We start from the raw sequence: 21,359 nt of genomic DNA, 5'->3' as shown, positions 1-21,359 counted from the left end.
CCGTGACTCGCTATAGTTGTGGCTGTAAGGATAATTTTATATATGGGGGTAGATCCATGAAAATGTTGAAAAGTTCCGCGGCCGTCATGCTGTCCATCGCTGTGTTGTCGGGCTGCTCGCAAAAGCAGGCGGATACGGCGCCAGGCAATTCCGCAGCGCCTTCGTCAACAGCGGCGGCCTCGACGGCTCCGGCGGGGGATAAAAAAGAGAAGCTCGATCTCAAAGTGATGACGATCAGCTATGAGGGCGGAGGCTGGCCGGAGAAATTTTCGGTGCTCGACGAGCTGGGCAAGAAGCTGAACATCGATTTGAAAATGTCGTGGATTCCCGCCGACAACTACAAGGAAAAGCTGGGCGTGCTGGCCGCTTCCAACGATTTTCCCGATGCGTTCATGATTGCCGGCGACGATTTTCTCAAATGGCGCGATAAGGGCATTTTTCTGGATATAGCCCCGGTGCTGGACAAATACCCGAATTTGAAAAAATATTTGAGCGACGAAGCGATCAAAGTGGAGAATCCGAAAGGCAAAGCTTACGGGCTGCCCTACTATGTCGCCGAAACCCGCGATTCCATGGCGATCCGCAAAGATTGGCTGGACAAGCTGCACCTCAAAATGCCGACGACCGTGGACGAATTGTACGAGGTGGCCAAAGCTTTCGCCAAGCAGGACCCGGACGGCAACGGCCAGGCGGATACGGTCGGACTGTCCTTCAGCATGCAAACGTTTACGACCGACGTGTTTATGGATCAGCTGAAAGCTGCGTTCGGCGTCGCCAACGGCTGGAAAGAGGCGAACGGCGCGCTCGTGCCGTGGCAGACGCAATCGGCCGAGCTGAAAGGCTTGCTGGCGTATTTGCACAAGGCGTACGAGGAGGACGTGCTCGATAAAGATTTTGCCGTCAACAAAATCAAAGATCCCGACTTCAAGTTCGAGTCCGGCAAGCTGGGGATCGGGCACGTGCTGCCGACCACCGTCTACAGCCAGGCGGTTCCTTCCATTAAAAAGATTTCCCCGGACGCCGAAGTGGTGCAGCTGACGCCGTCCAAAGGCCCGACAGGCCTGCAGGGCACAACGACGTCAGTGCCGCTGAACAAAATCGTGATCAATGCCAAGATCGATAAAAAGAAACAGGAACGCCTCTTGGAGATGTTCGATTACATGCTCTCCGACGAAGGCTTCACGCTTATTAAAAACGGTGTGGAAGGCATTCATTACAAGAAAACCGCCGACGGCAAGTATGAGAAGCTCCCGGCCTTCGACACGGACAGAGCGTACCTGCTTTCCTTCTGGCTGATCCGCCGCTTCGATCCGTATATTTCGGTCCGCCTGTGGGATAGCGAGGAAGTGCGCAAGAAGATGGAGCCCTGGTTCGAGCTGAACGCCAAATACCGCAATCCGAACAAGGGAGCGGGCATTTCTTCGGAGACGATGAACAAGTCGGGGCAGACGCTGGACAAAAAAATGATCGAAGCGATGACGAGGATCATTATCGGCAAAGCTTCCGTAGATTCGATCGACGACGCTATCGCGGATTGGAAGAAAAACGGCGGCGACAAAATGATCGAGGAAGTCAATGCGGAGTATAAAAAGTAACGGCAGCCCATATACGGAGGAAGCAGCATGGGAAAAATAGTGGAGACAAGCGCTAATACGGCAGTCGCCGCTTCGCCCGGACTTGGGAAAAGCGTATCGGCGGGCGCCTGGAAACGGGGATTGCCTTTATATGCGATGATTATCCCGGGGTTTTTATATTTTATGATTTTCAAGTATGCGCCGATGTTCGGCGTACTGCTCGCCTTTAAAGAATACGATCCGTTTGGCGGATTTTTCGGGAGCGATTGGGTGGGCTTCGCCCATTTTGCCAAATTGTTTCACGATCCGGATTTTTGGACGCTGTTTTCCAATTCGTTGTATTTGAGCGGATTGAACCTAATCTTGTTTTTTCCCGCACCGATCATCATTGCGCTGCTGCTGAATGAAGTCCGCAAATCGTGGTTCCGCCAAGCGGTGCAGACGATCATCAACATCCCGCACTTCATGTCCTGGGTCATCGTCGTCAGCGTTACGGTGCTGCTATTCGCTACGCAGGACGGCGGGATCAATCAGCTTCTGGTCAAGTTGGGCTACCCCCGGCTGGAGCTGCTCACCGATCCGGGCTATTTCCGCTTTCTCTACAATTTGCAAAGCGTGTGGAAAGAAGCGGGCTGGTCGGCGATCATTTTCTTTGCCGCCCTGGCGACCGTCGATCCGACGCTGTACGAAGCGGCGGTGATGGACGGGGCCGGACGCTGGAGGCAAATGTGGCATGTCTCGCTGCCTGCGCTGCGGACGACCATTATCGTCCTGTTTATTCTCCGCATCGGCTACGTGCTCGATCTAAGCTTTGAGCACATTTTATTGATGCAAAATCCGGCGAACATGGAAGTGTCGGAAATTTTCGACACCTATATGTACCGGAACGGTATTTTGCAGGGCGATTTCAGCTATCCGACGGCTGTCGGTTTGTTCAAATCGGTGATCGGCTTCGTGCTCGTCGTCATCGTGAACCGCATCGCCAAACAATTCGGTGAGGAAGGGGTGTACTAGCATGCGCCGTCATGACGCCAGAGGCAGCGATTGGGTGTTTCATACGATCGTCTACGGGCTGCTTGTTTTATTCGTGCTGTGCATTTTGTTCCCGCTCGTGTACGTGTTTCTGACTTCCTTCGCCAGCAAGCATGAAATTCAGACCAGGGGTTTCTTTCTGATCCCCGGCGAATGGACGATCAACTCCTACGGCTATTTGTTCATGAACCCGGCTTTTATGAAATCGTTCTTGAATTCGCTCTATATTACGGGCGCAGGCACTTTGCTCAATATGGTATTCACGACGCTGATGGCTTACGGGCTGTCCAAGTCGTGGCTCAAAGGCCGAAAATGGATGAACCTGATGATCGTATTTTCCATGCTGTTTAACGGAGGCATGATTCCGCTCTACCTTGTGGTGAAAAATTTGCACCTGCTGAACTCCATGTGGGCGCTGTTCCTGACCGTGGCGATCGCGCCTTTCAACCTGATCGTGATGCGCACTTTTTTTACGGGCGTTCCCGCAGAGGTAGAGGAATCGGCGCGAATGGACGGGTGCCACGAGTTCAGGCTGCTGTGGAGCATCATGATCCCGCTCTCGATGCCGGTCATCGTCACGATTACGCTGTTTTACGCCGTGGAGCATTGGAACACATATTTCAATGCCGTGCTGTACTTGAGCGATCAGGACAAATGGCCTTTGCAGGTATTTCTGCGGCAAATGCTGAACCAGCCCGACGAAACGATCGCCGCGATGGGCAGTTTCGAATACAGTCCCGGCGTCCGCATGGCCGGCGTCGTGCTGACGGCGCTGCCGATGCTGCTTATTTACCCGTTCCTGCAAAAATATTTCAACCAGGGCATGCTGGTGGGCTCGGTCAAAGGCTGATTCGCCGCAAAAAAAACGTCGAAACCGGAAAATGAAATCCGGCTCGACGTTTTATTTTTTTCAGGATGCAGGCTTCACGCTGCCCATCATTTTGGTATTTTTCCACTTGCCGAATCGATAGTAGAGCACATTCAGGACGACGGCGACGATAAAGCCGATGGGGAAGCTCCACCAGATGGCGTCGAATCCGTACGTATGCCCAAGGAACACGGCCAGCGGATTGCGGATCAGCAGCAAGGCGATAAAGGCGACGACCAGCGGGAAGACGACGGCCCCGGCGGACCGGACGACTCCGGCTACGACGTTGAAGATGCCGAAGATGATGAAGGACCATAGCGTAATGTTATTGATGTGCACGCCGAGCTCGATCGCTTTGCCTTCCATCGGCAGGAACAGCCCGACCGCTTGACGGTTAAACAGATGGAGCAGGCCGACAAGCACGCCCGTGAGCACGATGTTGGTTCCTACGCCTATCCAGGTAATCCGCGATACGCGGTCCCACTTGCCGGCTCCGATGTTCTGCGCGGCCATAGAGGTAACCGCTCCGCCGATCGCCATCGCCGGCATCTGCACGTAGCTCGATATTTGCATAGCTACGCCGAAGGCGGCGGCCGCTTCCGATCCGTAGGAGTTGACGAGATGAATCAGAATCAAGTTGCTGAGCGACACGACGACCATATTCAAGCCCATCGGCAGCCCCTTTTGAATGAGCACCCGGATGATCGTCCAGTCCATTCTCAGCATGTGCGTGTCGTTCCTCGTAATGCGCAAAAAATATTTCGTCCGGTACAAATAAAGCAGAAGCAGGACGAAGCTCAGCAGCTGCGCGAAAAAGGTGGCGACCGCCGATCCGGATATGCCGAGCTCCGGAAAAGGTCCGATCCCTTTTATCAGCAGCGGGTTCAGCAGGACGTCGAGGAATGCGGATAACAGCAGGAAGTAAAAAGGGGTTTTGGCGTTCCCCGATCCGCGCAGAACGGCCATAATCAGGTTGAAGCCGAACATGAACGGCACGCCGGCGAACATGATGCGCGTATACGGCACGGCGAGATCCTTCACATCCGCGGGCGTGTTCATCCAATCGAGAATAACTGGGCTAAAAATAAGCCCGATCAGGGCGACAACAATCGAAAGAATAAAGAAAAATACGGAGCTTGTTCCGACGACTTTTTTCGCTTCCTCGACCTTTTTGGCCCCCAGATTTTGCCCGATCAAAATGACCGCGGCCATGGCGATGCCGAATATGGCGCTGATTAAAAAGAACATAATGATGTTTGCGTTGGAGGTTGCCGCAAGTGCCTGCTCGCCGAGAAAATTGCCGATCCAGATGGAATTGATCGATCCGTTCAGCGTTTGCAGCACATTTCCGAGCAAAATGGGCAGTGAAAATAAAATCAGCGTTTTGCCGATCGGCCCTTCCGTTAACGAAGGACGCGGCGCTTTGGGACTGTCTGAACTCATGCAAGGACTCCTTTTCAGAGTAATGATAGGGGATACATGGTAACCATTATACCAAGAACTTCATCCGACTACGAAATTTCATCCGGGAGCGAATGAAAAAGGGAGTATGCCATTGGACACTCTCTGTTTTTTTTAGTACGATATTCGTAGATACATATATTTGAAAGATTCGACATTTACATGGTCGGCTTCATGCGGTTGGGGGGATTCCAATGCTTCGTCTTGGTGAAAAAATTATTGTCATTGCCGATAGTTTGGAGCAAAACCTGCCTATCGGGCAATACGGATATATTATTGCATACGACCGGAATGCGGATAACGTGTTCGATTACGTGATTCGCATCCCGAAGGAGAACAAGCATTATTATGTGCCGGCTGCGGACATCGAACTGGAAGAGGTGCTGCTGCAGCAGGAAGCGGAGCGTATCGAGAAGGAGACGCTGATCGATTTTGCCCTGGCGACGAAGAATGCCGAGCTGTTCCGCAAAATTATGAACGGCGATGCGGCGGACGTGCAGGTCGAGAGCGGCAAGGACGTGCAGTCGCGGGAAGACTTCATTAAGCAAGTCAGCTTGAAAGCGTGGATCTAAGCGGGTACCGACGCCGGAAAACCTGGCCCCTGGAGCTTGAACAGGGGTCAGGTTTTTTTCTGTTGATAAAATCGGAAAGGCATGGTAAATTAGAAATCGAACATAAAACTAATTTAGTATTTTAGTTCTGAGGTGCGAATGATGGATGCCAAACAATTGATGATTATGGAATCGGCCAAAAAATCTTTTTCGCTGTTCGGCTATAAAGGAACGACGATGGATCAGATCGCCAAAATTGCCGGGGTGGGCAAGGCGACCATCTACACGTATTTTGAAAATAAAGAAGTGCTGCTTCATGAAATCGTCATGTCGTTGATAGCGGAGATGAAAGCAGTCGCCGAGAAGTCGTTCGAAGAAGGGAAGACGACCTCCGAACGGATTCACGGCGCGATCTATGGCATCCTCCTGTTTCGCAAGGAGCACGAGCTGCTGATTCAGCTGTCCCACGAGGTTCAGCAGTACGGCAATCAGGTGGCGCAGCAAGCTCTGGCGAGCGTCGAAACGGAAGTGATCGATTTCATGACCCGGCAAATCGAGCGGGCGATTGCCGGCGGCACGATGAAGCCGTGCGATCCGAAAATTACCGCATTCGTCATTTTCAAAATGTATGTCGCGCTGGTGTTTGATTGGGAAAAGCACAATCCGCCGCTCACCGACGACAAAATTTCCGAAATGCTGAATCTGTATATCATGAACGGCTTGACTGCTTCCTAACCACTTTCACTTGTTTACTTCAACTATGACGGAGGGGTTTTTTATGCGATTTATTCGACCTATGGTTTATTCGGTGATGGCGCTCGTCATCGGCGCAAGCGTATTTCTGTTGACATCCAGGCAGGCGGTCAGCCAGACCGATCCGGCGAATCAGGCCCGTCCGACTGCTTATATAGAAGCGAATGAAATTAGCGCCAGCTTCAAAGTGGGCGGACGCATTACGGAGGTTCTCGTGAAAGAAGGAGAAACCGTCAAGAAAGGCCAGGTGCTGGCAAGCCTGCAAAGCGGCGAAATCGCCGCGAAGGTGGACCAGGCCAAGGCGGCCGTCTCGCTGGCCCAGGGTAAAATCGCCGAAGCGCAAGGGGCTGCGGCTACGGCGGAAGCGAAGAAGCAGCAGGGCATTGCCGGCGTCGCCGTGACGGCCGATACAGCCGAGCAGCAGGTCGCCCAGGCGAAGGCGGCGGTCGATGCGGCGCAGGCGAAGGTGGACGCGCTGCATAACGGCGCGCGCCCGGAAGAGAAGAAGCAGGCCGAGATTCAGTACAAGGCGGCGCAAGAGGTATTCACCCTCGCCGAGCAAAATCTGGACCGGATGAACGCAATGCTTGCGCAAGGCCTTGTCGCCAAAGCCGACGTCGACAAAGTGAAGGTGAGTTACCAGGAAGCGAAGACGAAGCGCGACCTGGCCGAGCAGCAGCTCAACATGGCCAGCGAGGGCCCGCGCGAGGAAGAGGTGCGGGGAGCCGAAGCGCTTCTTGAGCAGGCGAAGGCGGCGCTCGGGCTTGCCGAGGCGAACCGCGAGACGGTGCAGGTGAGGCAGGGCGACGTGACAGCCGCCGAAGCGGCTGTGCGGCAGGCTCAGGGCGCGGTCAAATCCGCGCAGTCCGGGGAGCAGCAGGCGAAGGCGGCGCAGCAGGAAGCCGAGACGTATTTGAGCTATACCGAGCTGCTTGCGCCGGGCGACGGCATCATTTTATCCCAGTCCGCGCAGGTCGGCGAGCTGGTCGGCTCGGGCTTTCCGGTGTTTTCGCTGGAAGCGGCGGAGAAGCGCTGGGTTAAGTTCTACATGCCGGAAACCGCCGTCGCGGGCCTAAAAGCAGGCGACAAAATCAGCATGACGCTGCTGGCGACAGGCGAGAAAATCGAGGGCGCCGTCACTTCCGTGGCCGCCGCACCCGATTTTGCCGTGAAAAAAGCGACCCAGAGCGCAGGCGAAACGGACATCCGTTCGTTCGGCGTCAAGGTGGAGCTGAGCAGCCTGCCGGGCAGCGCCGCAACGGGCATGACGCTCGTGTGGAACGGCAAATCGGAAGGGTGATGAGCGCATGAATCTGCGGGTCGGCCGAATTATTGCGGAAGAATGGACGCACATCGTGAAAGACCGCCGTCTATTCGCCATTTTGTTCATCGTTCCGATTATGTACACACTGCTTTTCGGATCGATTTATGTGCATCACAAAGTTACGGAGATGGCAACCGTCGTCATCGACGAAGATCAAAGCCCGCTCAGCCGTCAAATTATTCAGGCGTTCGAGCAGAGCGAGTCGTTCCGGATTACGAAGGAATATCATTCCGAGGACGAGGTGAAGCGGGCGCTGGCATCGGGCGAAGCAAAGGTCGGGCTTGTCATACCTTCGAATTTCGAAGCGAAGCTGAAGCACGGGGAGACGCTGCCTTTGCTGACCTTGATCGACGGCAGCAACATGATGATCTCGAATGCCGCGACCAAAGGCGCGAACGAGGTGATCACGACGTTCAGCATGGGATATTCGGCGAAAAAGCTGCAGCTCCAGCAAGGGCTGCAAAGCGAGCAGGTGCTGAACACCCTGTCGCCGATCCCGTACCGCTACCGCATTTTGTACAACTCGACGTTTAATTACAGCGACTTCATGCTTTACGGTTTGATGGGCGCGATTTTGCAGCAGGTATTGTTTCTTGGCATCGCTCTGACGATCACAAGGGATAAGGACAGCGGAACCTGGCACAGGTTCGCCGAGTGGAAGCTTAATCCGTGGCGGATCGCTTACGCCAAGACGGCGCCGTATTTTCTCATCAACCTGTTTAATACCGCCGTTGCTTTCGTCGTCGCGCTGTACGTGTTCGAAGCCCCGCTGTTCGGCAGCCTGCCGGCCGGGCTTGCCATCATACTCAGCTTTACTTTCGCCGTTAGCGGCATCGGTTATCTGATCAGCCTGTTTTCGGGCAATCAGCTCGGCTCCACCCAGACGGCGATGCTGATCGCGGTGCCGTCATTCATGCTTTCCGGCTTCACCTGGCCGTTCGAAGCGATGCCGAGGGCGCTTCAGATCGTCGGGCATATGCTGCCGCTCACTTACTTTTTGGACGGCGTCAGAAACATTTTCGTCAAAGGGAACGATTTCGCCGCCATTTGGCGGGACTGCGTCGCCCTGGTGCTGACCGGAACGCTCACTTATTTCATCGCGATGCTGCTGACGCGGTTTGTCGTATTTTCCGGCAAAAAGACGGCGCAAGCCGCAGCGGGCGGCAAGCCTGCGCTGCCGCAAGGATCGAATCTGACAGCCTGAAACCTTTTCGAAAGGATGCGAACATCATGAAAAAAACGATCATCGTGCTATCTTCGGCACTTCTCCTTGCTGCGGGACTGCAGCCGGCCGCTTACGCGGATACGACGGTCACGACGACGGTCGAGGACCCTGTGCAGAACGTATATGTGTACCCGGAAACGCTGGACACCGCAGCTTCGTTGGATTTGAATTATGTGTTGGACAAAGCGCTGAAAGACTCGCATAATCTGACTCTGCTGGCGCTGAAATATTCGGCTCAGGGCACCAAGAAGGGGGATTTGGAGGCCCAGATGGACCAGATGGCCGGCCCGTCGTTCACGCCCGGGCACCTGCCCGCCACAGCGGCGGAGATCGCGAACACGCCGGGCATGCCGGCGATTAAAGACCCGGTCGATCTGCAGTGGACGATCGTGCAAAATTCGGCCATGAACCAAATGCTTCAGGGCATGGGGGCGCTTGCCGGCGGGATGAACACGATCATCAGCTCGCAGCGGGCGCAGATGCGTTCGGCCGCCCATCAGCTCGGCACCGACCAGCGCAATTCGCTGCTGCAAAGCGATGAGGCCGAGGCCGGCATCCGGCTGCAAATGATCGCGCAGTACGCGCAATTGCTCGGCCAGAAGAAGCAGCTTGAGCTGATGCGCGAGTACCAGGCCGTGATCGAGAAGGACGTGCAGAAAGCGGTCATGTTCCGGCAGCAGGGGCTGGCCTCGGCCGACGACGTCCAGACGGCGCAAAAGGCGCTCGCCAAACAGAAGGACGACATCGTTCTGCTGACGAACAATTACCGACTTGCTCTCGTTCAGCTGTGCACGGATATCGGCATCGCCTATAACCCCGATCAGGTTATTCAGGATATCGCGCCGATCACCCCGCAGCCGGTCGTCGAGACGGACACGCTGACATTGCTGAAAGGCTCCTACCAGATGAAAATGGCCGGAAACAATATCGATGAAGCGGTGTGGGAAACTGGCAATACGGTTACGCAAAACACGTACGGCGGCCAATACCTGATGGCGAATGAGGGCATCGCCGGTCAAAAGAACGCGCAAACGAAGCTTGAGCTGACCAAAAAAATCGAAGCGACCTATAACGACGCCCGCAACGCTTACCAGGCTTGCCTGACGGAGCAGCGCAATTTGAGCGACATTCAGGCGGATTTGCAAAAGGTTCGCTTCCGCTACGCGGCGGGTGTCATTTCCAGGCATGATCTCGATAAATTCATGCTTAAGGTTCACCAGAACGAAACTGCGCTGGCTGCCGCCAAGCTGAAATATTATGTGTTGAATGAAAAAGCGAAGGCGATGGATTCGGGCTTTATCCAGTAACCTTTAAGAAGCAAGCCGCAAATTCGTATCGGCAGACTGCGCCAAGCGTCCGCCGGTACGGCTTGCGGCTTTTGCTGCGCCCCGGCGCAAAGGCCGCACAAAGACGGCGCAAAGACGGACCAAAGGCTCGCTTCACTTTTGGGGGATGGTTGGGCTATAATGAAAAGAATGACTATATGCAACAAAGGTAAAGGGGTGGACTATTGTGAGCATTACAAAATCAGATGTCGAGCACGTTGCCAAGCTGGCCAGACTGGATCTCACGGACAATGAGATGGAACAGTTCACAGGGCAGCTGAATGCGATTTTGAAATATGCCGAGCAGCTGAATGAGCTGAATACGGACGATGTGGCTCCGACGAGCCATGCGATGCCGCTTGTTAACGTGATGCGCGAGGATGTGACGCAGCCTTCGCTGCCGATCGAGAAGGTGCTGTTGAACGCGCCGGACGAAGAAGACGGCCAGTTCAAAGTTCCGGCCGTATTGGAGTAGGAAAACGTATATTAAGGAAGGGAGTGCCTGTCGTTGTCTTTGTTTGATCTTACCTTACAACAAATCCACAATAAGCTGCACGGCAAGGAACTGAAAGTATCCGATCTTGTGGATCAATCGTATAAGAGAATCCGGGAAGCGGATGCGAAAATCCAGGCGTTCCTGACGCTGGATGAAGAGAACGCCCGGGCGGCTGCAGAGCAATTGGACGAGCAGCTCGCTGGCGGCGGCGCAAGAGGGATTTTATTCGGGCTGCCGATCGGCCTCAAGGATAATATCGTGACGGAAGGTCTCAAGACGACCTGCGCCAGCAAATTTTTATCCAACTACAACCCGATTTACGACGCAACGGTTGTACGCAAGCTGAAAGAGGCGCAGACCGTCACCATAGGCAAGCTGAACATGGATGAATTCGCGATGGGCGGCTCCAACGAGAACTCCGCGTTTCATCCGACCTACAACCCGTGGAACACCGCGCACGTTCCGGGCGGCTCCAGCGGAGGCTCGGCCGCTGCTGTTGCCGCCGGCGAAGTATATTTTGCGCTCGGTTCGGACACCGGCGGATCGATCCGCCAGCCGGCCGCCTACTGCGGCATCGTCGGGTTGAAGCCTACATACGGCCTCGTGTCCCGTTACGGGCTGGTCGCATTCGCGTCCTCGCTCGACCAGATCGGACCGCTGACCAAGAACGTGGAAGATTCCGCCTACTTGCTGCAAGCTATTGCCGGGCACGATCCGAAGGATTCCACTTCCGCGAAAACGGACATTCCCGACTACGTGAGCGCCTTGACAGGCGATATCAAAGGCTTGCGCATCGGCGTGCCGAAAGAATATATGGGCAAAGGCATCGACCCTGCCGTGAAGGAAAAAGTGCTCGAAGCGCTGAAAGTGCTGGAAAGCCTCGGCGCCGTCTGGGAAGAGGTCGACATGCCGCATTCCGAACATGCCGTCGCCACTTACTATCTGCTCGCTTCGTCCGAGGCCTCCTCGAACCTGGCCCGCTTTGACGGCGTTCGCTACGGCGTCCGTTCCGACAACGCGCAGAGCCTGCTCGACGTGTACCACATGTCCCGCAGCGAAGGCTTCGGCCCCGAAGTCAAGCGCCGCATCATGCTGGGCACCTACGCGCTGAGCTCCGGCTACTACGACGCTTACTACCTGAAAGCGCAAAAAGTGCGCACCCTGATCAAGCAGGACTTCGATCGGGTGTTTGAAAAATACGACGTCATCGTCGGCCCGACGGCTCCGACGCCGGCATTCAAAATCGGCGATCAGGTGGAAGATCCGCTGACGATGTACCTGAACGATATTTTGACGATTCCGGTCAACCTCGCGGGCGTTCCGGCAATCAGCGTGCCCTGCGGCTTCGTGAACGGGCTTCCGGTCGGGCTGCAGATTATCGGCAAAGCGCTTGACGAGTCGACGGTACTGCGCACGGCTCATGCCTACGAGCAGAACACCGACCACCACAAACAGCGTCCGCAGCTATAATGGCGGCTAATCAAGTCCAAAGGAGGCATATTCATTTTGACGGCAACGACGGATACCCAATTTGAAACCGTGATCGGTCTGGAAGTCCATGTGGAGCTTCACACCGCATCCAAAATATTTTGCAGCTGCGCGACTTCATTCGGTGCGCCTCCGAACACGAATACGTGTCCCGTCTGTTTGGGTCATCCAGGCGTGCTGCCTGTGTTGAACCGCCAGGCGGTGGAGTACGCGATGAAAGCGGCGATGGCGCTGAACTGTACGATTGCGACGAACAGCAAGTTCGACCGTAAAAATTACTTTTACCCGGATTCGCCCAAAGCTTACCAAATCTCCCAGTACGATCAGCCTATCGGCGAGCACGGCTGGATTGATATCGAAGTGGACGGCGTCGCCAAACGGATCGGCATCACCCGCGTCCATCTGGAAGAAGACGCCGGCAAGCTGACGCACGTGGACGGCGGCTACGCCTCGCTCGTCGACTTCAACCGCGTCGGCACTCCGCTGATCGAGATCGTCTCCGAGCCGGACCTGCGCTCGCCGGAAGAAGCGCGCGCTTACCTGGAGAAGCTGAAAGCGATCATGCTGTACTGCGACGTGTCCGACGTCAAGATGGAGGAAGGCTCGCTGCGCTGCGACGCCAACATCAGCTTGCGTCCGTTCGGGCAGGAGAAATTCGGCACGAGAGCCGAATTGAAGAACATGAACTCGTTCCGCGGCGTGCAGAGAGGCCTCGAGTACGAAGAATACCGCCAGGCGGACATTCTCCGCAGCGGCGGCGAAGTCGTACAGGAAACGCGCCGCTGGGACGACGCGCAGGGCAAAACCTTGACGATGCGCGGCAAAGAGGAGGCGCACGACTACCGCTACTTCCCGGACCCGGATCTGGTCAGCCTGTACATCGACGATGCGTGGAAGGCCGCTGTCAAAGCTTCGATTCCGGAGCTGCCGGACGCGCGCAAGGCGCGGTATGCGAGCGAGCACGGGCTTCCGGGCTACGACGCCGAAGTCATCACCGCCTCGATGAAGCTGGCCGACTTCTTTGAAGAGAGCCTGCAGTACACCAAGGACGCCAAAGCTGTCTCGAACTGGATCATGGGCGATCTGCTCGGATATTTGAATGCGGGCAACCTTGAACTGGGTGATGTGAAAATTACCGGCAAAGGACTGGGCGAGATGATCGGCCTGATCGAAAAAGGCACGATCTCCAGCAAAATCGCCAAAACCGTGTTCAAGGAGCTGATCGAAACCGGTAAAGATCCGCAGAAGATCGTTGAGGAGCAAGGGCTCGTGCAAATTAGCGACGAAGGCGCGATCAAGGCGGTTGTCGAGCAGGTCGTGAACAACAATCCGCAGTCTGTCGCCGATTTCAAGGCCGGCAAAGAGAAGGCTGTAGGCTTCCTGGTCGGACAAGTGATGAAAGAAACGAAGGGCAAAGCCAACCCGGGGCTCGTCAACAAATTAATCGTCGAGTGCCTGAACGGCAAATAATAAAAACAGAAAGTGGTGATCCCGCAATATGGGCACCACTTTTTTTCAATCGGGGAGGGTGGCGGCACTATGACCATCAAGCAGCTTCCTTTGGACACGAACGAGGAGATTTTGCAGCTGTTGTCGCTGCAAACGGCTTCCTATCGCGTGGAAGCGCAATTAATCGGCTTCGAGGACATTCCTCCGCTCAAGGACGGCATAGCTTCGATCCGGGCGGCGGAGGAAACTTTCCTCGGCTATTATACGGAAGAGGCCGGAGCAAGCAGGCTGGCTGGCGCAATCTCGTACAGCTGCGAGGGAACGGTCGTGACGATTTGCCGGATGATGGTGCATCCGGACTATTTTCGCCGGGGGATCGCCGCGAGCCTGCTGCGGTTCGTGCTCGCCGATCAGGAGCGGGACGGGGCTTCCCGGTTTGTCGTCTCGACCGGGTCGGCGAATTATCCGGCGGTGCGGCTGTACGAAAGCTTCGGCTTTTCCCCAAGGAGAACGCTTACGGTCGGCCCCGGTATTGCGCTAACGACATTCGAACGCCCTGCTTCGAGTTGATTTTTTCATCAAAAGCAGGTTCTTATCGAAGCGGAGCGCGATACAATATGTTATCACTGCGTAAAGGGAGCGATTTCAACATGAATCCTTGGGTTATCGATCAGCTGCATGTTACGATCCGGCTGTTTTTGGCTCTCCTTTTAGGAGGGCTGATCGGCTTTGAACGGGAAGTCAGCAGTCATGCCGCGGGGCTGCGGACTCATATTTTGGTGTGCGTAGGTTCGGCTCTGGTGATGCTGTTATCGATGTACGGCTTCAGTGCCTTCGTGAACGAAGTGAACGTTCGGATCGATCCTTCCCGTCTGGCGGCGCAAGTCATCAGCGGCATCGGCTTTTTGGGCGCGGGCACGATTATGTTCAATGGCAGATCCATCACGGGCTTGACGACGGCCGCTTCGCTTTGGGTGGTGGCGGGAATCGGGCTTGCCGTAGGCGCGGGCTTTTATTATCCGGCCGTCCTCGCCTGCCTTATGGTTTTGGTCAGCTTGTGGATCCTTAATAAATTGGAACTGCGGTATTTCAGCGGCAAAAAGCTGCGCATTATCAACATCGTTGCCGTCGACCAACCGGGAATTCTCGGCATCGTTACAACCCTGCTCGGCGAGTTGAAGGTGGACATCCGCAAAGTCGGTATGGAGGATTATAAGCACGATGGGGAGAGAAAAATGGTTCGGATCACCTTTTACGTGACGGTGCCGAAGCCTGCCGTGATCGTCTCGATTTTGGAGCAGATTAACAATCTTTCGGGCGTTGAAGAAGTGAACGTTGAAAAAAGTAAAGTTTAATTGAAGGGTTCTTCAGGGGGCGAGCGTCTAAGCATAAAGTACGAACAGGAAGGGAGAGGTCGGGCATGGACAATTTGACGGATGAACAGCTTATCGACCGGATCCGTCAAGGTCATTCCGAAGCTTACCGCATTGTGGTGGAGCGGCATAAGAACTACATTTATTCGCTCGTCTACCGAATGGTAGAGCATCGGGAAACTGCCGAAGACTTGACCCAGGAAGTGTTCGTCAAGCTGTACCGTTCCCTTTCCTATTTTCGCGGCGACGCCAAATTTACGACATGGCTGTACCGGATGACGGTCAATCTCGTCACGGATTACAGGCGGTCGCAGAAGAGAAGGCCGTATGAAGCGCTTCTGGATAAAATGAAGGGCTGGCTAGGGGATGCCAGGGAACAGCCTGAGGAAGCCGCGCTCATGAAAGACGAGCAGCAGCGCATGCAGAAGCTGTTGTCCGAGCTGCCTGATAAATACAGGCTGATCATGTATCTGTATCACTACAAGCAGTTGTCCTATCAGGAAATGTCCGAGGCTACAGGCTTGCCTGTGAAAACAATTGAAACAAGGCTGTACCGGGGAAAGGCCATGCTCAAGGAAAAATGGTTGGAGGTGAATGCGGATGAGACGGAAACCGATGGAAGAGGCCAAGTCCGAGCCGTATCTGAATAAGTTTTTAATCGAGATGCCGCTGGAGGAAACGTCTCCGGATTTTACGGATCGGGTGATGCGGGCTATTACGCTTCCGGAACGATCTTCGCGGCAGGCAGACGCCGGCAAGCAGCATTGGAGAAGCCAGGCTGTCAACGGTCTCATTGCTATCGCCGCCACGGTTCTGTTTATCCACTCCGGTCTCATCGACAAAGTTTTGAACATCGATACGGGAATCAACATGATTTCCGCTTACATTGCGCAGCTTTCCCATTTGCTGCAATCCTGATCCTTAAGCGCAGATTGGAGGAATTTGAAGTGAATATACCCAACAACAATCATCGCATACCGGAGTTTCCGGGGCATGAGGAACTGCTGAGAGAGCCTTTTGCCGCGCATGAATCGTCCGCTTTTCCGAACATGCCCTACACGCCCCCTTATTATCAATCGCCCAAAAAGCGCAAATGGGTTGCCGGGGTTCTGTCGTTCGCCATTCCGGGAACAGGACAACTGTATCTCGGTTTGATGCAGCGCGGATTGTTTATCATGGCGCTCATCATCCTGGACATTGTCATTATGGTTTCGATTGCCCATGGGCATGGAAGCGTTCCGATGATGACATTGTTCGCCTTGATTTTGCCGGTCATTTATTTTTACAGTTTGTTTGACGCTTTGCAATCTACGGACAACGTCAACCGGCGCATGGAACTGGGAGAATTCGCGGATATGCCGCAGGACCCCTTGCAAAAGCTGATGCGCGGCAGCAACCTCGGGGTGCTGCTCATCGTGGCCGGCGTCTTGTTTTTCCTGATCAGCACGAAACCGCCGTGGTTCGAACAAATTTTCGATCTCCTCGGTTCTTATCTCGGTTCAATCGTTCTGATCGTGGCCGGACTGGGCATGTTCTTGCTGGAATCCCGCAAAAGCAGGTAATTGTTTGCTGAGAATAACCATGAATCCGCTGCCATCATTGACAAAAGTCCATTTACACACGTACAATAAAGTGTGAAGCATAAATGACTACACATCAGGTGGTGAGTATCATGGCAGTACAATTGGAACATGCTCTGGCCAAATTGAAAACAACCGGTGTTCGAATGACCCCTCAGCGGCACGCCATTCTTTCTTTTTTGCTGGATTCCATGACTCATCCGACTGCAGATGACATTTATAAAGCACTCGAATCCAAATTTCCTAATATGAGCGTTGCTACGGTTTATAATAATCTGAAGGTCTTTATTGAGGCGGGACTCGTCCGCGAGCTGACTTACGGGGACAGTTCCAGTCGGTTTGACGCCGATATGACAGATCATTACCATGCGCTTTGCGAGGTGTGCGGCAAAATCACCGATTTCGAATACCCGTCGCTTCACGACGTTGAAACGACCGCAGCCGCCCAGACAGGATTTCAAGTGCGCGGTCACCGGTTGGAGGTATATGGGGTTTGTCCGGATTGCGTCGGCGTTACCAAGCATTAACAACTTTGCGCAAAATTCCTGCTCGCTCCGGTTTTTGTTGTATAATGAACGTGTTTGAACCTTCTTGCGATAAGAAGCGGAGAACGCGTTTTTCTTTTGCAAATTTTAAAAGGACGTGACAACTTGCAACCACTGCCAACCGAGCCGCACATTCGCCGCAGAAAGTCGCCCAGACGCTTGTTTTTTTTAGTCCTCATTCTTTTTTTGATGCTCGGTTCAGGTGCGGGATTTTGGCTCTGGAAAGAGTACGCCCCTAATAACGAACATGCGGAGACCGATTATCACGAACTGGCCAAGCCGGTTTTTTATCAAGACCAATTTTTCCCGACAAGCGCAATCGGCCAAAAGGAAACGCTCAAGCTGCCGCTGGCGCTTATCCAGCAGTGGATTGATCCGTCGATCGTGTACGAGGAGCAGAGCGATTCCGTGATCATTACGACGGCGGACAAAGTGCTTCGTTTCAAAACGAGCCAGCTCTCGGCGTTTATGAATGAAAAACCGTACACGCTCGCTTTCCCCGTCGAAAAGAAAGATAAAACCGTCTATGTGCCTATTGAACCGCTGCGCGAGCTGTACCCTATCGAGCTCAGGGAGTCGGAACAGACCGGCGCCGTCATCCTGCTGAAGAAGGGGGATCGTTTGCAGTGGGGCAAACTGACCGATGCGAAAGGAGCGCAGCTCCGCGCGGGCTCGACCGTGAAGGCGTCGATCCTGTCGACCGTCGCTTTTGACGAGCAGGTTATGATTTTGGGCGAAGACAACGATTGGTATAAAATTCAGCAGCAGAGCGGTCCCATCGGCTTCGTCCGCAAAAGCGAAATCGCGCTTGACCGTGAGGAAACGATTCCCGTCGGCGAGGGCGCTGCGGCCTTTGTGCCGGCCAAGCCGCTCGGCGGCAAGCTGAATATGACCTGGGAACACGTCACTTCCAAAAATCCCGACACGGCCAAAATTCCCGAGATGCCCGGACTTAACGTCATCAGTCCGACCTGGTTTTCTTTAGCCGACAATCAGGGGCGGGTGAGCAACTCCGCTGATGCCGCCTATGTCAAATGGGCCCAGGACCGCGGTTATCAGGTATGGGCGCTTTTCAGCAACGGCTTCGAGCCCGACAGGACTTCCCAAGCGCTTGGGACGTACGATTTGCGCATGAAAATCATCAAGCAGCTTCTCGGTTTTGCTCAAACGTACAAATTGCAAGGTTTTAATATCGACTTTGAAAACGTGCGCGTAAAAGATAAAGCGAACCTGGTTCAATTCGTGCGGGAAATGACGCCGCTCATGCATGAGCAGGGCCTCGTCGTATCGATTGACGTTACGCCGAAATCGACGAACGAAATGTGGTCCTTATTTTATGATAGGCCGGCGCTTGCGGAGACAGTGGATTACATGATGCTGATGGCTTATGATGAATATTGGGCGACAAGTCCCAAATCCGGCTCCGTCTCCTCCCTGCCATGGGCGGAAAAATCGCTTGTTCAATTATTGAACGAAGAGAAAGTGCCGGCATCCAAGCTCGTTCTTGGCGTTCCTTTCTACACGCGCCTGTGGACGGAAGAAGTCAAAAAAGGCAAAACCGAAGCGAAGTCGAAGACGCTGTCGATGGATCAAGCCCAAGCCATTATCAAAGACAAGAAGCTGACGCCGGTCTTCCTGCCCGAAGCGGGGCAAAACTACGTGGAGTATAAAGAAGGAGACAAGCTGATGCGGATCTGGCTTGAAGACGAAACTTCGGTCAAAGCGAGAATCGCGCTCGTCAAAAAATACGATCTGGCTGGAATGGCCTCATGGCGCCGCGGCTTCGAAAAAGCGGATTTGTGGAAGACGATTCAAGACGAAATGGGCAAATAGGGAGGATAGGATCGATGAGAAAAAGAATAGCCATCGATATGGACGAGGTTATGGCCGATACTGTTGCCAAGCATCTGGCATCGTTTAACCGCGATTACAACGACGAAATTACACTGGCGGATTTGCACGGCAAAAAATTGCGCCATCTCCGTCCGCACCTGGAACAGGAGATCAGCGGTTATTTTGACGATGTCACGTTTTTTCGCGATCTGGAAGTGATGGAACGAAGTCAGGAAGTCATACTTGAGCTGAGCGAACGGTACGACATTTTTATCGCTACGGCGGCCATGGAACACCCGGCTTCTTTTATGGCCAAATTCGAATGGCTGAAAGAACACTTTTCTTTTTTGCCGGACATGAATTTCGTGTTTTGCGGCGACAAAAGCATCGTTCACGCCGATTTCTTGATCGATGACCACCCGCACAATTTCGAGCGTTTCAAGGGACAAGGAATACTTTATACGGCTCCTCATAACGTTAACGAAACCCGCTATCCTCGCGTCAACAACTGGCAGGAAGTGCGGGATTATTTTCTCGGATAAATCATAGATACAGCAAAAGCCGGACCCGTGAGCGCTGTGCGGGTCTTTTTTTGTGTGCAAAAGAAAAAAACGGGCTTTCGCCCGCCATGTTTTTTGTTGTGTGCCGCTTCGCTTAATGAGGCTTTTGCTCGTGATCCCGGTTATGCTCCAGCATCGGCATTGTGATCAATTGATCTTCAGCCTGCTCTTTGGGTTGGTACTGCGGGTCCACCGTCAAAATCGTTTTGCAGAACATGCAGCGGTCCGTTTTTCCGAGCATTTTCGTTCTTCGCCCGCATTCAGGACAGTCGATGACGGTCGCCGAAGTAGAGAGCATTCCCGCCCAAAAATAAATGCCCATGCTGACCATCATGCTGATCATGCCGATAATCATAAAGATCACAGCCATGATGCGGCCAGCTTGTCCCCAATCGAAAACGATCCCCGCCAATCCGACAATCATGAGCAGCATGCCGCCCATCGTCATGCCCAGTCCCCAAAGCCGAAACTCATTCACTTTACTTGATTTAAAACGCACCTGATTCCTTCCTCTCCGCCGTCGCTTTCGCAATCGTTACTGTATGATTTGTCACAAAATTCAGCAGGAAACTCCGCCATTGATGTCGAAATAAGAGAGTAATCCAATCCAGACAGGAGCTTCTGATACCCATGGGAATCGATAAAGAGCAGCTTTTGCTTAAGTTCCGCAATGACCGCAGAATTATCAGCGTCATGACGGTGAATAACCCCAAGCAGCTTCCCGCGCTGACGGACGGGTTCGATCAACTGCTTCTCATAGTTACAAACGATCAGAGTCTTAACAACCATATGATTAATTATATAAGAGACGATCTTCGTATACAAGAAAGATGGGTTGATCCGGCTTCGCTGGAGCATTGGATTCGTGTCGGGGAAAATCGCAGCATCATTCATTGGCTGTTAAAAGGGGAGATACTTCTGGATCAAAATACTTATTTGGAAGGCCTTCGCCATAGAATGCTTGAATTTCCTGTTGATTTGCGCGAACACAAATTGTTAATCGAATTCTCCTTGTTTTTGCGAAAATATTTGCAAAGCAAAGAATATATTCTTGACGAGCATCTGCTGGATGCCTATAACAATATACTTGAAGCTCTTCATCATTGGGCGCGCATCGTCATTATCGAAGACGGCTACCATCCCGAAATTACGGTTTGGCGACAAATCCGCTCGATCAATCCGGGGGTTTACAAGCTGTACGAAGAATTAACGATGAGCAAAGAAACTTTGAAACAGAGAGTTCAACTAGTTTTGCTGGCCTGCGAATTTTCCGTGATGTCCAAAATGGAGCGCTGCTGCAAAAGCCTCATCTATATATTGTCCGAAAGCGGGCAGCCTGTGAGCGCCAAGGAACTGCAGCTTCATCCTTTACTGTTGGAGGTCAGGGGAGAGCTGCCGCTTCTTCTTAATAAATTGGTGAAAAAGGGACTGATTAAAGAAGTGGCCGTCCCTATCGATGAAGACATTACGGAATTAGAGCTGAAGTATTCGGCCGTTTAAAATAATTCAAAATCCGCAGGAATCGGCTGCCGCGCCGATTCTTTTTTTCTTTCTTGACATTAAATAATCATCTGTGATAAATTAGATTTCGCCGCCTAAAGACGGTACGCTTTCAAAAAGTTTGATGCAAGACAAGCAAGAAAAAGATTTGAAAAAAAAGCTTGCATTGAATTGGGCGAATGTGATATATTATAAAAGTCGCCGCTGAAAACGGGCGACGAAATGAACGAAAGAAATTGTTCTTTGAAAACTGAACAACGAGTGAAGAAGCAAGGTTGAGCAATCAACCAAAACAAAGAGATTGCAAAATCTCGTCAGCTTTGAAATTGAGCTATTCAGCTTTCAATAAAGGTAACACCTTTTTGGAGAGTTTGATCCTGGCTCAGGACGAACGCTGGCGGCGTGCCTAATACATGCAAGTC

General features: G+C 53.3%; 22 protein-coding genes and 1 rRNA gene. 21 read left to right on the top strand and 2 right to left on the bottom strand.

All coding sequences use genetic code 11. The features are described from left to right. The first annotated feature begins 56 nt into the window (after positions 1-56). From AC3G2T_RS11970 to AC3G2T_RS11960, 3 genes are read left to right on the top strand one after another with little or no spacing between them, the layout of a single operon-like run. Complete coding sequence (locus AC3G2T_RS11970) at positions 57-1,595, top strand: extracellular solute-binding protein (RefSeq protein WP_488435581.1); 1,539 nt, start codon at positions 57-59, stop codon at positions 1,593-1,595. A gap of 27 nt (positions 1,596-1,622) precedes the next feature. After that, a complete protein-coding gene (locus AC3G2T_RS11965) occupies positions 1,623-2,588 on the top strand; it encodes an ABC transporter permease (RefSeq protein WP_488435580.1) in 966 nt (321 codons plus the stop codon). A 1-nt stretch (position 2,589) separates the two neighbouring features. Further along, positions 2,590-3,456 (top strand): carbohydrate ABC transporter permease, encoded by an 867-nt coding sequence (locus AC3G2T_RS11960; RefSeq protein ID WP_474686445.1) that lies wholly within the window; start codon positions 2,590-2,592, stop codon positions 3,454-3,456. A gap of 60 nt (positions 3,457-3,516) precedes the next feature. On the opposite strand, the gene AC3G2T_RS11955 is transcribed toward AC3G2T_RS11960, so the two are convergent. Further along, complete coding sequence (locus AC3G2T_RS11955; protein ID WP_488435579.1) at positions 3,517-4,917, bottom strand: MATE family efflux transporter; 1,401 nt, start codon at positions 4,915-4,917, stop codon at positions 3,517-3,519. Positions 4,918-5,129: 212 nt separating this feature from the next. On the opposite strand from AC3G2T_RS11955, the gene AC3G2T_RS11950 reads away from it, so the two are divergent. The 16 genes from AC3G2T_RS11950 to AC3G2T_RS11875 all read left to right on the top strand — a co-directional run bounded on the left by AC3G2T_RS11950 (position 5,130) and on the right by AC3G2T_RS11875 (position 19,419). Then, entirely contained in the window at positions 5,130-5,507 is a 378-nt protein-coding gene (locus tag AC3G2T_RS11950) for an ATPase (protein ID WP_488435578.1), read from the top strand. Positions 5,508-5,645: 138 nt separating this feature from the next. Then, positions 5,646-6,221, top strand: coding sequence for a TetR/AcrR family transcriptional regulator (locus AC3G2T_RS11945; RefSeq protein ID WP_474686451.1), 576 nt, complete (start codon positions 5,646-5,648; stop codon positions 6,219-6,221). A 43-nt stretch (positions 6,222-6,264) separates the two neighbouring features. Beyond that, on the top strand, positions 6,265-7,539 hold the full coding sequence (locus AC3G2T_RS11940; RefSeq protein WP_488435577.1) for an HlyD family secretion protein: 1,275 nt from the start codon (positions 6,265-6,267) through the stop codon (positions 7,537-7,539). Between the two features lie 7 nt (positions 7,540-7,546). After that, positions 7,547-8,767, top strand: coding sequence for an ABC transporter permease (locus AC3G2T_RS11935; protein ID WP_488435576.1), 1,221 nt, complete (start codon positions 7,547-7,549; stop codon positions 8,765-8,767). Between the two features lie 26 nt (positions 8,768-8,793). After that, positions 8,794-10,095: a TolC family protein gene (locus tag AC3G2T_RS11930; protein WP_488435575.1), complete on the top strand. Its 1,302-nt coding sequence runs from the start codon at positions 8,794-8,796 to the stop codon at positions 10,093-10,095. 205 nt (positions 10,096-10,300) lie between these two features. Next, positions 10,301-10,588 carry an Asp-tRNA(Asn)/Glu-tRNA(Gln) amidotransferase subunit GatC gene (gatC, locus tag AC3G2T_RS11925; RefSeq protein WP_474686459.1) on the top strand — a complete coding sequence of 96 codons (288 nt, stop codon included), beginning with the start codon at positions 10,301-10,303 and terminating at the stop codon, positions 10,586-10,588. A gap of 33 nt (positions 10,589-10,621) precedes the next feature. Further along, on the top strand, positions 10,622-12,079 hold the full coding sequence (gene gatA, locus AC3G2T_RS11920) for an Asp-tRNA(Asn)/Glu-tRNA(Gln) amidotransferase subunit GatA (protein WP_488435574.1): 1,458 nt from the start codon (positions 10,622-10,624) through the stop codon (positions 12,077-12,079). Between the two features lie 36 nt (positions 12,080-12,115). Then, a complete protein-coding gene (gene gatB, locus AC3G2T_RS11915; RefSeq protein ID WP_488435573.1) occupies positions 12,116-13,567 on the top strand; it encodes an Asp-tRNA(Asn)/Glu-tRNA(Gln) amidotransferase subunit GatB in 1,452 nt (483 codons plus the stop codon). 69 nt (positions 13,568-13,636) lie between these two features. Beyond that, positions 13,637-14,116 carry a GNAT family N-acetyltransferase gene (locus tag AC3G2T_RS11910; protein ID WP_488435572.1) on the top strand — a complete coding sequence of 160 codons (480 nt, stop codon included), beginning with the start codon at positions 13,637-13,639 and terminating at the stop codon, positions 14,114-14,116. 80 nt (positions 14,117-14,196) lie between these two features. After that, on the top strand, positions 14,197-14,901 hold the full coding sequence (locus AC3G2T_RS11905; RefSeq protein ID WP_474686467.1) for an MgtC/SapB family protein: 705 nt from the start codon (positions 14,197-14,199) through the stop codon (positions 14,899-14,901). Between the two features lie 65 nt (positions 14,902-14,966). Then, on the top strand, positions 14,967-15,569 hold the full coding sequence (locus AC3G2T_RS11900) for an RNA polymerase sigma factor (protein ID WP_488435571.1): 603 nt from the start codon (positions 14,967-14,969) through the stop codon (positions 15,567-15,569). Further along, positions 15,520-15,837 carry a hypothetical protein gene (locus tag AC3G2T_RS11895; RefSeq protein ID WP_488435570.1) on the top strand — a complete coding sequence of 106 codons (318 nt, stop codon included), beginning with the start codon at positions 15,520-15,522 and terminating at the stop codon, positions 15,835-15,837. The genes AC3G2T_RS11900 and AC3G2T_RS11895 overlap by 50 nt, the downstream gene beginning before the upstream one ends. A gap of 29 nt (positions 15,838-15,866) precedes the next feature. Continuing rightward, complete coding sequence (locus AC3G2T_RS11890) at positions 15,867-16,481, top strand: hypothetical protein (RefSeq protein ID WP_488435569.1); 615 nt, start codon at positions 15,867-15,869, stop codon at positions 16,479-16,481. A gap of 110 nt (positions 16,482-16,591) precedes the next feature. After that, on the top strand, positions 16,592-17,026 hold the full coding sequence (perR, locus tag AC3G2T_RS11885; protein ID WP_488435568.1) for a peroxide-responsive transcriptional repressor PerR: 435 nt from the start codon (positions 16,592-16,594) through the stop codon (positions 17,024-17,026). 123 nt (positions 17,027-17,149) lie between these two features. Further along, on the top strand, positions 17,150-18,877 hold the full coding sequence (locus AC3G2T_RS11880; RefSeq protein WP_488435567.1) for a glycosyl hydrolase family 18 protein: 1,728 nt from the start codon (positions 17,150-17,152) through the stop codon (positions 18,875-18,877). A 14-nt stretch (positions 18,878-18,891) separates the two neighbouring features. After that, the gene (locus AC3G2T_RS11875; protein ID WP_488435566.1) at positions 18,892-19,419 is read left to right on the top strand and encodes a 5' nucleotidase, NT5C type; all 528 of its coding nucleotides are present in this window, start codon (positions 18,892-18,894) and stop codon (positions 19,417-19,419) included. Between the two features lie 112 nt (positions 19,420-19,531). Here the strand turns inward: AC3G2T_RS11875 and AC3G2T_RS11870 are convergent, their stop codons facing one another. Further along, positions 19,532-19,936, bottom strand: a complete 405-nt coding sequence (locus AC3G2T_RS11870; RefSeq protein WP_474686481.1) for a DUF2614 family zinc ribbon-containing protein — start codon at positions 19,934-19,936, stop codon at positions 19,532-19,534. Positions 19,937-20,067: 131 nt separating this feature from the next. Here AC3G2T_RS11870 and AC3G2T_RS11865 point away from each other — a divergent pair, with 131 nt between their 5' ends. Together AC3G2T_RS11865 and AC3G2T_RS11860 are read left to right on the top strand one after the other, a co-directional pair. Continuing rightward, positions 20,068-20,937, top strand: coding sequence for a nucleotidyltransferase-like protein (locus AC3G2T_RS11865; protein WP_488435565.1), 870 nt, complete (start codon positions 20,068-20,070; stop codon positions 20,935-20,937). A 359-nt stretch (positions 20,938-21,296) separates the two neighbouring features. After that, positions 21,297-21,359: ribosomal RNA gene (locus AC3G2T_RS11860) — 16S ribosomal RNA — on the top strand; the annotation flags it as partial.

It is taken from the genome of Paenibacillus sp. sgz302191 (assembly GCF_057749925.1).
Note: the sequence above shows the minus strand (reverse complement) of the source record. Positions and strands in the feature narration are given on the sequence as shown.

Excerpts from the sequence above, each read along its gene's own strand:
- AC3G2T_RS11930 (WP_488435575.1), top strand. The coding sequence starts at position 8,794 with ATGAAAAAAACGATCATCGTGCTATCTTCGGCACTTCTCCTTGCTGCG.
- AC3G2T_RS11960 (WP_474686445.1), top strand. The coding sequence starts at position 2,590 with ATGCGCCGTCATGACGCCAGAGGCAGCGATTGGGTGTTTCATACGATC.
- AC3G2T_RS11895 (WP_488435570.1), top strand. The coding sequence starts at position 15,520 with ATGAGACGGAAACCGATGGAAGAGGCCAAGTCCGAGCCGTATCTGAAT.
- AC3G2T_RS11875 (WP_488435566.1), top strand. The coding sequence starts at position 18,892 with ATGAGAAAAAGAATAGCCATCGATATGGACGAGGTTATGGCCGATACT.
- AC3G2T_RS11950 (WP_488435578.1), top strand. The coding sequence starts at position 5,130 with ATGCTTCGTCTTGGTGAAAAAATTATTGTCATTGCCGATAGTTTGGAG.
- AC3G2T_RS11935 (WP_488435576.1), top strand. The coding sequence starts at position 7,547 with ATGAATCTGCGGGTCGGCCGAATTATTGCGGAAGAATGGACGCACATC.
- perR (WP_488435568.1), top strand. The coding sequence starts at position 16,592 with ATGGCAGTACAATTGGAACATGCTCTGGCCAAATTGAAAACAACCGGT.
- AC3G2T_RS11955 (WP_488435579.1), bottom strand. The coding sequence starts at position 4,917 with ATGAGTTCAGACAGTCCCAAAGCGCCGCGTCCTTCGTTAACGGAAGGG.
- AC3G2T_RS11865 (WP_488435565.1), top strand. The coding sequence starts at position 20,068 with ATGGGAATCGATAAAGAGCAGCTTTTGCTTAAGTTCCGCAATGACCGC.
- AC3G2T_RS11905 (WP_474686467.1), top strand. The coding sequence starts at position 14,197 with ATGAATCCTTGGGTTATCGATCAGCTGCATGTTACGATCCGGCTGTTT.
- AC3G2T_RS11965 (WP_488435580.1), top strand. The coding sequence starts at position 1,623 with ATGGGAAAAATAGTGGAGACAAGCGCTAATACGGCAGTCGCCGCTTCG.
- AC3G2T_RS11970 (WP_488435581.1), top strand. The coding sequence starts at position 57 with ATGAAAATGTTGAAAAGTTCCGCGGCCGTCATGCTGTCCATCGCTGTG.
- AC3G2T_RS11900 (WP_488435571.1), top strand. The coding sequence starts at position 14,967 with ATGGACAATTTGACGGATGAACAGCTTATCGACCGGATCCGTCAAGGT.
- AC3G2T_RS11910 (WP_488435572.1), top strand. The coding sequence starts at position 13,637 with ATGACCATCAAGCAGCTTCCTTTGGACACGAACGAGGAGATTTTGCAG.
- AC3G2T_RS11945 (WP_474686451.1), top strand. The coding sequence starts at position 5,646 with ATGATGGATGCCAAACAATTGATGATTATGGAATCGGCCAAAAAATCT.
- AC3G2T_RS11940 (WP_488435577.1), top strand. The coding sequence starts at position 6,265 with ATGCGATTTATTCGACCTATGGTTTATTCGGTGATGGCGCTCGTCATC.